Source organism: Halalkalibacter alkalisediminis (assembly GCF_028610705.1).
Lineage (GTDB): Bacteria > Bacillota > Bacilli > Bacillales > Bacillaceae_D > Halalkalibacter > Halalkalibacter alkalisediminis.
In genome coordinates, this window is sequence record NZ_JAQQWT010000003.1 from 109,412 (window position 1) to 123,274 (window position 13,863).

12 protein-coding genes are annotated in these 13,863 nt (G+C 38.2%); 1 reads left to right on the plus strand and 11 read right to left on the minus strand.

What is annotated here, in order from left to right:
- Positions 1 to 281: 281 nt before the first annotated feature.
- Positions 282 to 1,286, plus strand: coding sequence for a LacI family DNA-binding transcriptional regulator (locus PQ474_RS05390; RefSeq protein ID WP_273841018.1), 1,005 nt, complete (start codon positions 282 to 284; stop codon positions 1,284 to 1,286).
- Positions 1,287 to 1,633: 347 nt separating this feature from the next.
- On the opposite strand, the gene PQ474_RS05395 is transcribed toward PQ474_RS05390, so the two are convergent.
- The 11 genes from PQ474_RS05395 to PQ474_RS05445 all read right to left on the minus strand — a co-directional run bounded on the left by PQ474_RS05395 (position 1,634) and on the right by PQ474_RS05445 (position 13,829).
- Positions 1,634 to 2,587: a sugar kinase gene (locus tag PQ474_RS05395; RefSeq protein ID WP_273841019.1), complete on the minus strand. Its 954-nt coding sequence runs from the start codon at positions 2,585 to 2,587 to the stop codon at positions 1,634 to 1,636.
- 29 nt (positions 2,588 to 2,616) lie between these two features.
- A complete protein-coding gene (locus tag PQ474_RS05400; protein ID WP_273841020.1) occupies positions 2,617 to 3,909 on the minus strand; it encodes a Gfo/Idh/MocA family protein in 1,293 nt (430 codons plus the stop codon).
- Between the two features lie 93 nt (positions 3,910 to 4,002).
- Positions 4,003 to 4,662, minus strand: coding sequence for a YesL family protein (locus tag PQ474_RS05405; protein ID WP_273841021.1), 660 nt, complete (start codon positions 4,660 to 4,662; stop codon positions 4,003 to 4,005).
- A 30-nt stretch (positions 4,663 to 4,692) separates the two neighbouring features.
- Positions 4,693 to 5,226 carry a hypothetical protein gene (locus tag PQ474_RS05410; RefSeq protein ID WP_273841022.1) on the minus strand — a complete coding sequence of 178 codons (534 nt, stop codon included), beginning with the start codon at positions 5,224 to 5,226 and terminating at the stop codon, positions 4,693 to 4,695.
- Between the two features lie 131 nt (positions 5,227 to 5,357).
- Positions 5,358 to 6,473 carry a glycoside hydrolase family 88/105 protein gene (locus PQ474_RS05415; RefSeq protein WP_273841023.1) on the minus strand — a complete coding sequence of 372 codons (1,116 nt, stop codon included), beginning with the start codon at positions 6,471 to 6,473 and terminating at the stop codon, positions 5,358 to 5,360.
- Between the two features lie 16 nt (positions 6,474 to 6,489).
- Positions 6,490 to 8,055 (minus strand): glycoside hydrolase family 43 protein, encoded by a 1,566-nt coding sequence (locus tag PQ474_RS05420; protein WP_273841024.1) that lies wholly within the window; start codon positions 8,053 to 8,055, stop codon positions 6,490 to 6,492.
- Positions 8,042 to 9,631, minus strand: coding sequence for a glycoside hydrolase family 43 protein (locus tag PQ474_RS05425; RefSeq protein ID WP_273841025.1), 1,590 nt, complete (start codon positions 9,629 to 9,631; stop codon positions 8,042 to 8,044). The genes PQ474_RS05420 and PQ474_RS05425 overlap by 14 nt, the downstream gene beginning before the upstream one ends.
- A 4-nt stretch (positions 9,632 to 9,635) precedes the next feature.
- Positions 9,636 to 10,661 (minus strand): dienelactone hydrolase family protein, encoded by a 1,026-nt coding sequence (locus PQ474_RS05430; protein ID WP_273841026.1) that lies wholly within the window; start codon positions 10,659 to 10,661, stop codon positions 9,636 to 9,638.
- 24 nt (positions 10,662 to 10,685) lie between these two features.
- Positions 10,686 to 12,230 (minus strand): glycoside hydrolase family 28 protein, encoded by a 1,545-nt coding sequence (locus PQ474_RS05435; protein WP_273841027.1) that lies wholly within the window; start codon positions 12,228 to 12,230, stop codon positions 10,686 to 10,688.
- Between the two features lie 72 nt (positions 12,231 to 12,302).
- Positions 12,303 to 12,614 carry a cupin domain-containing protein gene (locus tag PQ474_RS05440; RefSeq protein WP_273841028.1) on the minus strand — a complete coding sequence of 104 codons (312 nt, stop codon included), beginning with the start codon at positions 12,612 to 12,614 and terminating at the stop codon, positions 12,303 to 12,305.
- Between the two features lie 15 nt (positions 12,615 to 12,629).
- Entirely contained in the window at positions 12,630 to 13,829 is a 1,200-nt protein-coding gene (locus PQ474_RS05445; protein WP_273841029.1) for an MFS transporter, read from the minus strand.
- Positions 13,830 to 13,863 lie beyond the last annotated feature (34 nt).

Genomic DNA, 13,863 nt, shown 5'->3' on the forward strand with positions numbered 1-13,863 from the left:
CAAAAAGTCTTAAAAAATTGCAACGGCTCCGCTCATTGCTGAGTTTGATCAAAAAGGTAAAGACCAACCTTTTTGATTAAGTTGCATTGGCTTCTCTCGTTGCACGCCTTTTTGAGAAGATCACTCAAAAAGTCTTAAAAAATTGCAACGGCTCCGCTCATTGCTGAGTTTGATCAAAAAGGTAAAGACCAACCTTTTTGATCAAACTCTTATAAATCTTACTTTACTTTGATATAATATGTAAATAGATTAACAACGTTGTCAAGGTGATGGAGGCTATTATGAGTGTAACAATTAAGGATATTGCAAAGCAGGCTGGGGTTAGTTACTCTACTGTGTCAAAGGCTTTAAGAGACAGCCCATTAGTTAAGAAACCCACGAAAACAAAAATTATGAAAATAGCAGAAGAATTAGGCTATCAGCCAAATGTAGCAGCAAGAAGCTTGGTGCAGAAAAAATCTTTTACAGTCGGTGTGGTTTGGCCGAGTGTTGAGCGAGTGGCACCTTCTATTTTAATCACGCAAATTAACGATCTGTTAGAAGCTCATTCTTATACGACACTGCTTTCCATTAATAAAATAGAATCTGCGATTTCAACGTTTAATCGCTTTCAAGTAGATGCAATTTTAGTGTTTGGAGAAAATGAAAATGATCTAACGAACTCAAAAATTCAATCAACGGTACCTATCCTTTATTACGGAGTCCAAGAAGATTTACGTTTTCCAACAATTGATGTAAATCGTCGCTTAGCCATTAAATTAGCCACTAAGTATTTACAGGATATCGGTCATAAGCAAATAGCATTCATTGGAGACTTATCTAATTTTGATCCACTGCAAAAAGATAAACTCATTGGATTTTTAGAAGCGATGAATGTAGAACATGCCTCAGATTTACCTGACATGATTATTCCAACAAATGGCTTAGAAGTTCATGATGGCTATCTGGCTGCAAAAAACTTGCTCACTAAACAGAGTTCTATCACAGCGATCATTAGTGGAAGTTATGATTTAACACGCGGCATTCTTCGTGCTACAACTGAACTCTCTCTTAAAATACCAGAGGATTTATCGATTATTAGCTATGATAATATCCCTCAGTCTGAAAATCTCGAAATCCAATTAACAACTGTAGGGGTTCCCATTACGCGCATTGCTCAAAGAATTAGTGAAACGCTATTAACTATTATAGAAGGAGAAACCGTCCAACATTCTATAATACTTGAACCTGAATTAAATACCCTTGACTCGTGTGCTCCTTTATCAAACAACCATGAAAGCAGTTGATCGGTTAGATCATCTTCTCTGTCAACGTGACTAACCTCTTTAGTCACACCTCTAAGCGGACATAGATTTTTGTTAAAATGATTTAAAAAGGTATTTTTAAGGGAATAACGGACCTAGTGAAGCTATTCCCTTCATAGACAGTCCATTTCTAATCATTTTAAGAAAATAACGGGCTTCTATGTCCGTGAAAGCGATTTAGAAGCAAGGAATATATAAAGGATCGTATGTCCGTTTCAGTGGTGAGTCCGATCCATAAAACAAAAAACTAAGGCTACTGCACTGCTAATTCTCAATGTCACTGGAATTAGTCAAGCTACACACCTTAGTTTTTTATTCCCATGTATATTCTATCGACTAATATCCTCCGAATCAGTTGCATACATGAAATGATCCATTTCTTCTCTCGTTGGAAGTCCCTCAAAGTCCCCAGGAATTTGTGTAGCTAGCGCTCCAACCGCATTCCCTCTCTCAACTGCTTTATTTAACGGTAATTGATCTAACAAACCAGATATTACACCTGCGGCAAAACCGTCTCCAGCACCAACTGGATCAACTACTTGTTCAACAGGAAAGCCAGGAACTAACTCACTTTTTTCCTTTGTAAAATAATAGGCTCCTTTTGCTCCAACTTTTATCACAACTAAAGAGGCACCATGATTCAAGAAGAGCTCACCCAGTTTATCTGGATCATTCTCTCCAAACATAAATTCACCTTCGGCCACTCCTGGCATCACGATATCTGATTTAGCCGCAATTTCAAGTAATACTTCTCTTGCTCGTTCCTCCGACCAAAGCTTCTTACGTAAATTCGGATCAAAAACGACCTTCACTCCATTTTCCCGCGCAATGGAAATCATCTGCATCACGGTTTCATAACAGCTCTCACTAAGTGCTGGTGTAATTCCCGTAATATGTAAAAATTTAGCACTGGCAATGTATGACTCATCTAGATCGTTAACAGATAACTGACTCGCAGCGGAGCCCTTGCGGTAATATTCAACTCGGACATTATTTGCACTTCTAACCTCTTTAAAGTAAAGACCGGTTGGAGCCGTTTCGCTTATCTTCACCTGACTAACATCTACTCCTTCCCCCCTTATAAAAGAAAGAAGGCCTTTTCCTAATTCGTCATTTCCCACTTTACTAATCCATCCAACTTCATGTCCTAACCTTGTTAATCCAATGGCAACGTTTGATTCAGCTCCACCAAACTTACGTGAATACGTAGCCGCATATCTCATTAAAGGTGATGACTCTGGGCTAAAAACTGCCATTGATTCTCCAATTGTTACTACATCCATTTTAAATCCCTCCAAATTTATCTATGGTCTTATGCTTTATGTTTTGGTGTAACGTTTTCTAGAAGTTCTTTCATGTTTATTGGTTTATTTTCTAGGCTTGATTTCCAAACAGCCTCACCTACTGCAATCGAATAGGCCCCTGCCTCAGCTCCAGCGAGTATTTCATATGGCCTAGCTGGGTCTACTCCTAAGAAAAGATCTTCCTGAATGATAGGATCTCCCCCGCCATGTCCACCTTCTGTCTGAATCACGTGAATGGTTTCTTTTGACCCAAATAAAGGATAATAATCAATCGTTTGCTCTGGTACTGGAAAAGGAACACGACTTAACTCATGAAATTCCTGAGTTTCTATTCTACCCTCCGTTCCATTAATAGCAAGACGATACCCTTCGTACGGCAAAGAAAAATTAATTGAGTAGCTTAATAGAGCACCACGATCATACTTCACCGTTGCTACATACGTATCTTCAATTTCAATCTCATGATCAAAAATACAAGCATCTGGTCTGTAATTTGTATAATTTTGTTTTTCTTCAAACTTAATATGATCGTCTTTTACAGCGCTTGAGTCTGTTCGATTGTTCCAACGCATGTAATACCCACATGCATGCTTTTCCGTACAGGTCCCACAGAAACGATGATCCACTGGACTTGGATTTAACTCTCCATCTTTCCCATAATAATTTAAGGCTCCATAAGCAAATACTTGTTCAGGTTTCTGGTCAATCCACCAATTTACTAGATCAAAATGGTGAGTTGATTTATGAACGGACAGACCACCCGAAAACTCTCTCATTCGATTCCATCGTTTAAAATAGCTAGCGCCATGATAAGTATCAATGTACCAATTTAAGTCAATTGATGTGATTCTCCCAATCTTCCCAGAAAGAATCAATTCTTTTATTTTGCGATGAAATGGACTATAACGATAGTTAAAAGCAACATGTACTGTGCCTTTGCTTTTTGCTTCTGCTTCCATGACTCGTTTAGCATCAAAGCTCGTTGTAACCATTGGCTTCTCACTTATAATATGTAAGTCATGTTCTAATCCTTGTAAAATATAATCAACATGAGTATCGTCTCTGCTCGTTACAATGACCGTTGTCGCATTCGTCTCATTGACCATTTGCGAAAACTGCTGAGGTGTGTAAGAAGGTAAAAAAGCAAGTTCAGGAAAGCGTTCTTTACAGAGATCGACTCGCTTCTCATCATTATCAAGCAAACCAACAATTTCATTCTCGTGAGAAAACTTAGTTATAATTGGGTTGATAAACATCTCAAGCGCTCGGTTGCTCAATCCACATACAACAATTCTTTGCATTCTTATATTCCCTCCTATTTTAACAACGTTGTTATGATTGCTCTATAATCAGAGTGAATGCTTCATTCAAGCAATCACCCTATTATGTTAGCACTAATAAACTTGAACCTCTTTAGCGATTTCAACTTCTTCTAATTCCTTATTCTTGCGCTCCACTACTTTAAACACGACTTTAACAACTTTGGTTAACAAGTAGCTAATCAAACTTGCGGTAAAGAACGGAATTAAACCAGGGAGAAACATCATTATATATTGAATTCCAACTATTCCAACTACCATAATAATAGTATATTGCGGATAAGCGATACCTAGTAACAAAGCGGTTTTTATATATTCAGGCCCTTTTAATTGCAAATGAACGTAAACCGGGAAGAACATTAAAACAGTCACAATATATAAAATGCTAGCAACGAGCAAGATATACCTTACAATCGTCATCCACAATACTTGATCTGCTACAATCATGAAATTCACATACAAGATATATCCAATAAAAACAAAAAACAGACCAAACAAATTAGATTTAATGATTTCCTCTTTATAATGCTGCCAAAATCTTTTGAAAATAGGGAAATCATCTGCTCCATTCACCCATTTCCTTGTTACGGCAAACATAGCAACTGTTGCTGGCATAAAGCCAAACACGATTAATCCCATTAGCGTAAACAGAATCCATAAAAGATTTATATAGGCTAGTCGAGAAATAAACACACTCGCTCGATAAAAGCTACCCATGAAACCATTCATTTCCATTGTAAAGACTCCTTTCATAAAACTAATAAACTAGTTATTTTCTATTATATACTTAAGTAGCTTTATTGAAAACGCTTTATTATCTGAGTAAACAGGAATAATTGCAACTAAAGGCGCTTCTAACTCTACCCCTAGTGTTTGTAAAAAGGGAGATTCGTTATTTAACGGAAGGGCATACACATGCAATTCTCCAGTTTCCGAGTCAATCGCTTTATACTTATCAGGAACTAATGCAAACCACGCATCGTCTAATGCTTCATCTAATCGGTATAATCCATCAGGATCATAGGCTGCAGACATTAACTCTTCATCTAGAAATAAAAGATCACCATTATGAGAGGCAATTTCAACAATAAGTCTCTCATATGTAACTGGATGTATATTCACTATAAATTCATCTTTCTCGACTGATATCGCATTGCTTATCATATCCTCGATTTCTTCCTGCATTGTAGCTTGAATTTCCGAGAAAAATAGTAATTCTATTTTGTCTTCATTGTTACTACAACCAATTATAGTGACAATGAAAATAATAGGTATAAGAAATTTCAGTAAACCTTTCATATTCCTCCTCCAACCTTTCTGTGAGCATTTCTAAGTTTGTTTTATGATCTCTACTATATCATTAATTAGCCTTTAGAAGAGGGAAAACCTATCATTCCCTCTTCTAAAGGCCTACTTGCAAAATGAAAGGTTTACTCGTTACTTAGTTCGTATTGATTGATTTGCATACTTGCTAAAACAAACGCTCCTACCCCGTGCAGATCATTTTCACTCGTTTCCCGTCCAACATAATAATCATAGACTCCAATCGAAGTTCCGATACAAATCCCTGTTAACGTTACCTTCTCTTCTTCATCTACTTTAATATAGTGACTAATAATTCCCTCGTATCCTTTTTTGGCCGCTTCATAGTATTTAGCATCAATATAACCTTGGTTAACTGCTTTAGCGATCGTATATACAAACAAGCTTGAACAAGAGCTTTCTAACCAGTTATCTTCTAGATGTCCTTTATCGACAATTTGATACCATAACCCAGTTTCAGCATCTTGGTATCGCACTAAGTTTTCAATTAAATTTTGCAAAACACCTATTAGCTCTTGCTTTTTAGGATGGTCTTCTGGAAGCATGCTAATAATGTCCACAACTGCTAACCCATACCATCCTAATGAACGTCCCCAAATCTCTGGAGCCGTATGTGTTTCAGGAACGCACCATGGTGTGTTTCCGCTCTCGTCCCAGCCGTGGAAATATAAGCCTGTTTTTTCATCCTTTGTATTTTTTCTCATTAATGATTCTTGTTGTAACACAAGATCGACCAATTCTGGCTCATTAAATTGTTGACCGTATTGCAAAGTAAACGGACCTGCCATATACAATCCATCTAGCCACATTTGATATGGATACTTATCTTTGTGCCAAAAGCCGCCCTCGCTTGTTTGATTAATCGTATTTAATAGATTTCTAAGCTTTGTTGCAGCTATTTTATATCTTTTTTCACCTGTTTGGTTATAAAGAGGTAATAAAAGCAATCCTGGCTGAATGGCATCTAACTGATCTCGTTCAAAATAAAAATTTCCATTCTCATCAACGAGTTGATCCACGTATTCTTTGAAATACTGAAAATACTCTTCCTTTCTCGTTTCCTGCCAAACACTATGAACCCCACATAAAAATACGCCTTGATGGTAGTGCCATCTATGAGCTGGCGGAAGTAATACCGGCTCATATTGCTTCATTAAACTCTCACTTGCTTTTTCTGCCCATTCTAAGGCACTCTTTCCATGTACAACTGTTTGATTCGTCATTCTAGTTCCTCCTTATTTATGATAATCCTACATATTCAAAATAATCAAAATCGGCAGCATTACTTGCTTCTTTCCCATTGCTGCTCGCGTACATCCCGATATAAGTCCCTACAAACCCACCTGCCACATCCGTACTTAGTATCCGCCCATCAACATTTTCCAATAGTACCTGCCACTGTTCCGGCTGCTCTGCAAAATAAAAATGATACTCCTGTCCATAAGCTTCTATCTTTAAAAATAGTTTCTCTGACGTTACGTCCTTCACAGACCAAGTGCGATCTTCTCCTGCTTCTCTTTTAATAAGTCGAATGACAGAGCGGTTATTCATCTTTGTACATTCCATTCGAATTTGAAAATCGTGATTTTGTAATAAAACTAGGCCTGCTACTTCAAATTCTGATTGTGGTTCAAATTCCATAACGGTTCTCACGACAAATTCGATATGCTGCTGACGCCTTCCAATAAAGCTAGGATTTACTTCCTCCATGATCGTTTTAGGGCTATTTTTTAATCTTAAATGACCAGGTCTTTCCGTTAGAGAATAAAAATCTCCCCTCGGTGTCCGAATAAAATTCCATTGAGATCCTAGTTCTTCGGCTTCAAAATGATCACATGCCGGTAAAGTAGACCAACGCTTAAGCTTTAGTTGTGGCCTGAGCATTTCTGCTTCGACTAGACCTTTTCCAGGATTCACAACTGGCCAGCCATTCTCCCAAGTAAAAGGAACTAAAAACGTTTCTCTTCCAAGATTACTGAACTCCCCACCATACGGGCGAGATCCAAGACAAACCATCCACCAATCACCTGTTTGAGTTTGCACGATATCTGCATGACCCACATTGACAATAGGAAAATTCCTCCCTAGATGACGATGAGTTAAAATCGGATTCGTCTTACATACTTCATAAGGATCTGTAATCGTTTCACTTCTAGCAATCGTAACGGAATGTGTGAACCCCGTTCCCCCTTCAGCAATGATTAAATAGTACATACCGTGTATCTTATAAAGATGAGGTCCCTCTTGCGCATGGACTTGCTTCAGAGCTCCATCCCATAAACTAAATTTGGGTCCGACTAGTTCGTGCGTTTCTACATTTAACTCTTGTAGATAAATTTCCATATGTTTTGCGTACTGTTGGCCGTTTGGCGGGACGCGATTCGCTGTGAAATAGACCTTTCCATCATCATCAAAAAACAGCGAAGGATCGATTCCAGGAGCATCTTCTAACCAATAGGGTTCGGACCAAGCACCTTCAGGGTCCTTTGTCGTCACATAGAAATTTCGTCTTGCTCCTGTCTTACTTTCAACAAAAGTCGTAATCATATAAAACACACCATTATGATATCGAATCGTAGGAGCATAAATCCCTTTTGAGCAAGGTGTTTCATCGAGATTTAGTTGAGAAGGCCTATCTAATACATGACCAATTTGGCGCCAATGAACTAAATCTTTACTATGAAAAATAGGAACACCTGGAAAATATTCGAACGTAGATGTGACTAAATAATAATCTTCACCAGCCCGGCAAATCGAAGGGTCTGGATAACAACCTGGTAGAATTGGATTTTTAAATGTTTCCATCTACATCACCTTTCTCGTTTTCACTGATATAAAACCAGTCAAAATCTGCATAACCAGAGCTAGTGCGAACGCCTTCATTCAAGCAGAAAATACCCAGTTGTGCTCCACTCCAACCACCACTATTTGCTTGAAATGGACTTCCTATTTCTTGAAAGCCTATTTGATCAACACTATAGCTGAACTGACATATTGCATGTTCTTTCACTTCAACTCGTAGATACAATGCTTCTGCTTCTATTTGTTTTATTAATGTCTCATCCTCTTCTGCTTTTTCACCGTTATAATAACCATTGAAGAAAGAAATTGAAATCGCTGCACAACCTCTTCTTATTTTTAATCCTGCATAGTCATGACCAAACACGATCAAACCAGTAACATCGTCTTCATCATGAGGATGAAAAGAAACTGAAGTTGTAGCTGTAAAAACGAATGCTGGAAATTTTTGCGTCACAATTTGTCCCGTATTAAAGAGTGTTGTAACCCCTTCCGTACGATTCCTTGAGAAAAGACGGAGTTTATTGTCTAGCAAGGAATACCATTCTCTTTTTACATTTGCTCGCCATTGCCATTGGAGTCCGAGCCTATCACCGCTAAAATCATCACTTGTTTGTGGCACAGTCGGAGTGGTTAAAACATCAAGTGGTTTCTTCCAGCTCATGACTGGTTCTCCCACTCCATTTGCATTTATATTTGAACCGATAAGTGGCCAATCATCCTCCCAACTCATCGGCTGAAGATGAGTAATGCGACCATAAGCACCCTTATCTTGAAAATGAATAAACCAAGACTCTCCTGACTTCAATTCCACCCAAGCCCCTTGGTGAGGCCCGTTGATAGCCGTCGAGCCTTGTGCTAAAACAATTTTATCCTCATACGGTCCGTATACATTCTTGCTTCGAAGAATGGTCTGCCAGCCATCCGTCACACCGCCGGCAGGAGCAACGATATAATAAAAACCATTTCGTTTATATAATTTAGGTCCTTCAATTGTCGGATGATGGGCATTTCCATCAAATACAAGTGTACCTTCATCCAAGAGCTCCGTCCCATCTGGTTTCATTTTGCAAATATGCAAAACACTCTTAAAGCCAATCCGACTTTTGGCAAAAGCATGAACGAGATACGCCTGACCATCTTCATCCCAGAAAGGACATGGGTCAATCCAACCTTTCGTTTTCTTAACGAGATGAAGGGATGACCAAGTTCCAAAGGGATTATTTGTTTTGCTCATGAAAATACCATCATCCGGTGTGGCAAAGAAAACCCAAAACTGTCCTTTATGATACCGAATGCTCGGTGCCCAAACCCCTTCGCTTTGACGAGGTTCATCATAATAAGAAAAAGGTAATTTCTCAAAAACATGATTTATAATCGTCCAATTTACTAAATCCTTAGAATGTAAGACAGGTAGACAAGGAGACATATTAAAGCTTGAAGCAACCATAAAAAAATCTTCGCCTACTCGTATGACATCCGGATCCGAATAATCTGCATGAATAATAGGATTTTGGTAATAGCCATTGCCCAAATCGGGTGACCAAATAGCCATTGATTGTTTACCGAGATTAGAATTCATTCTCTCACCTTCCTTCTTGTATTAGAGAGTTCACTAACCAAGAAATAGATTTTTCTCCACATATTTCATGACCACCATCAAAAAAATGATAGGATAATGAATCCAAAGCCTTTTCAGATTTATAGATGTTTTTCAAAGTGGACAAAGCAACTTGCACTTCATTCATAGGGAAGAGGTGGTCATCATAACCAGCTTCAATAAATAGCGGTTTCGGTGAACTTAACCCTATCAACTCCGGCAGCTCAGCGTATTGCAAGATTCCAGGTAGATAATTATCGAGACAATGCCTTCTTGACATGATGCTTCCTTTAAACGTATTAGTGTATCCGCTAATAACAGTGGCCTTAATCCTTTCATCAAGAGCGGATGTGAAGGCAGCAACAAGCGCTCCTCCCGATAACCCCATACACCCAATTTTTTCACGATCAATGTCTGTAAGGCCTTCTATATAATCAAGTACTCTTCTACACTCAAAAACTCGTAACCCAGCTAATGTTTTATTTACTAATAAAAGCTGACTTGCCAATTCGAAGCACGAGTTAGCTTTTACTAATTCAGAATTTCGGTTGGCATCTAATTTTCTGTCCCCAATTCCTATTAACTCAGGTGCTACAACCACAACACCTTTTTTAACTAGCTCAACAGCAAAATTTTTATGAATACCTGGTTCCCCACGATTTTCCATTCCACCTGGGTGCAATCCAACTATTTCTTTACTTCCATAGCCATGTCCATGAAGAGCCAACACCGCAGGTCTTTTCCCCTCAGATTTCGATGTAGGTAGCAAAACATAAACAGGCATCTTAAGATCAGGACCTGTCGCAAGTTCCACTCTTAAACGCATATAACCATCAAGCTCGATTATTTCTAAAGTCGATGGTTCAAGACCAACCTTGAAATTCGTGAAATCACCTAATGATTCTTGCAAGTCCGATTTAAGGTTGATTTTCCACTGTGAATCATACGTCGTTGGATGTGTTTGAATCGTATGATCATAAAGCTGCTGTAAAAATGAATCTGGAGACCACATCTTATTTACCTCCACCATAAGCCGTTATCTTGATATAGATGGACCGCTCATCGAAATCTCTCCACTTTTGCTTTCTTGAATAGACAAATAGGTTTCTCCTAGTTGTGTAGCTTGACGACCTTCGATAAATACATCTCGAACTTCATTTAATTGAACAACAGGAGTGTTCTTATGAAGGTTTTTCATCGTTACATGATGAATAGCCACACCATTGCCCCCATCCATCATTAAGGCTGGTCCTTGCCTTGTCTCCACTCGTACTCTATGAAACTCAATACCGTTTACATGCTTGCAATAGATTCCCTCTCCAGCCATCGTAATGACCTCTTTCACCATGTCAGGTTCTCCACCGACCTCAAATGGATCTGATGTCATCTCAAATGTCACATTGCTTAATGACACATCTTCGACTGGCATTTCAGGTAGACCATAAATAAATCCAGCAGCTGCACGACCGTTTTTAGCCGTCACATTGCTTATTTGGATATGCTTAATTTTTGGAGTTTTCTCTGTAACAGGTATTGCATCAGGATTCGTCATTGCTGGATCGTTTTCATCTACCCCATATCTATAAAATGAATTGATTGCGAGTGGACAGAAAACATCTTCCATAAAAATATTATTAATTAGAATGTTTTCAATGTAAGCACCACGTGCGCGGTTTGTCTTAATGCGAATACCACGGTCCGTTCCAATAAATACGCAGTTTGAAACGGTCACATTACGTATACCTCCTGAGTTTTCACTTCCCATAACAACCCCACCGTGACCTGCTTGCATCGTACAGTTGGTGACAGTTACATTTTCAGTGGGGCGATTCACTCTTCTACCATCTTCGTTAATACCCGACTTCAAACATAAACAATCATCGCCCACATCAAAATGACAATCAGACACCCTAACATTTGAACATGAGTCAATATCAAATCCATCTCCATTCGGTGTATTAGATGGATTTTTAAACGTAACACCTCGAACACTAACATGATCACAATAAACTAAGTGTGTATTCCAAAAGGGTGAGTTTTGTAAGGTAATTCCTTCAAGTGTCACGTGCTCACAATTAAATAGCTGCAACAGTGGCGGGCGTAAAAATTGACTGTCCCATTCTACTAAATTTGTTGCTATTTTTAACTTTTCCTCATTTAGTGCTGCAATTCTTTCCGTTACAACGCTTGAATAGACTTCTCCCTGCTTAATGTTGTGATAAACGTCCCACCATGCGGCTCCTTGTCCGTCGAATGTTCCCTGTCCCTTAATGGAGACATTTTTTAAACCATTTCCATAAATTAATGGTGAAAAACCATAGCATTCATAGCCAGACCATCTTGTTTGAACTGGCTGATAGGCATCAAAATGACTGTGAAACAACACAACAGCTCCTGATTCAGCCTGCAAAGTAATATCGCTCTTTAATTGAATGGCTCCTGTTAAAAACGTTCCTGCAGGGATCAAAACCGTACCACCGCCTGCATCTGAACATGCTTCAATGGCAGCTGCAATCGCCTCAGTATTATCAGTTATCTGATCTCCCTTGGCTCCATATTCAGTGATATCGTAATAAATCATTGAAAAATACCTCCTATCATGACGTTTCCTTTTTATCATTCTGGCTCTGTTTATTTACTGCTTAAATATTTCCTAGAGTAGATCTTCTCTAAGCGGTGTGAATGTATCTAGTAGCGCTCCTGCTTCAAGTGCGAGTGCACTATGAACAGCATTTTTGGGAATATAGAGAGTTTCTCCTTTAGTTATTACGACCTTTTTTCCGTTGATTTTAAATTCAAACTTTCCTGCTAAGCAATACGTATATTGTTCATGTGGATGACTATGCTCAGCACCGACACCACCTGCTTCAAATTCTACTTCCATCATCATTAGATTTTGACCAGGTGGATGGATCTTTCTTTTTACTTTTATGTCTACCATTTCCCATTTTCCAATATTCACCATAATAGTGCCTCCTTTTTATTTTTCTTTTGCTAAAAGTGGAATCCACAGTTGAATAGCCATAACAAAAACTAAGATCCAAGGTATGGTTTCAGGATTAATCTCTGTTGAGAAAATCATAAAAATAATGATTCCTAACCCTCTTCCCAGATTAATAATAGCTTCTCTCAGTACAACTGACTCCACACGAAAATGTTCCTTTAAAGGAATTTGATCAAGCCAAGTGAAATAATAAACAGCATACGTATTGGCTTGGAGTGGTTTAAACAACGAATTTATTGACATGAATAAAACAACCGTCCAAATGGCTATTTCCCATAATAAAAATACAGACGATAGTAACATTCCAATCGCGGCAACGAATAAATAGAGTTTCGTAGATTCAAGATTAGCCACACGTGAAATCACGTAACTTGCTATGATCGAAAGACTAAGAAACAACACGTTCATGTAGCCAATAAAGCTTTCATCAGGAAAAATCGTAAAAAGTAAAATGGGTGGAATATACATCAAAATTCCTTGAGGAAAACCGATGATGAACCATCCAAAAAGGGACTTACCAAAATTCACTTTCTTCTTAATAATTAGACTTAAGTATTTCATGTAATACTCTTTATGATGGGTTTCTTGTTTTCTGATTCGGAAACTACCAATCGTTCCAATTAAGAACATGAGAAAGGCAACAGAGAACACAATTAAGTAACCAGTTAAATCTGTATTTAAACTAATGACCACACCTGCTGCAGCAGGACCAACTAGATTCGCTAATCCCATTAGTATTTGATTCCAGCCAAGATAGCGATGTCGGTTATGATTACTGGAAACCTCGTGGGCTAGCGTAAAATAACTTAACCAGTAAGCAGCTTGTGAAACTCCTCTAAGTAAAGCAAACCAAATAAAGTATTCAACCATATTCTCTTGGGTCACCACAATGCACAAATAGAAAAAAGCAGTTAAAAAGATGCCATATCGATAAATGGTTAAATGACCTTTTTGTTTCGCTATTTTACCAATTAAAATGGTCGCAATCGCTTGAGAGAGAATCGCTGTTAAATTAAACAGTCCATTCACTAGTAAGCTTTCTGTTAAACGCCATAAATAAAGATTGATAAAAATTAACGATAAAGAGTTACCAAATTGAAAGATCGTATGATTAACAAGTGTAATAACGGCTTGTTCAGACAATCTCTTTTCTTTCGAAATTTTTAATAGTTTCATGTTCCTCCAACATACTCTCTGCTACATGACTAAA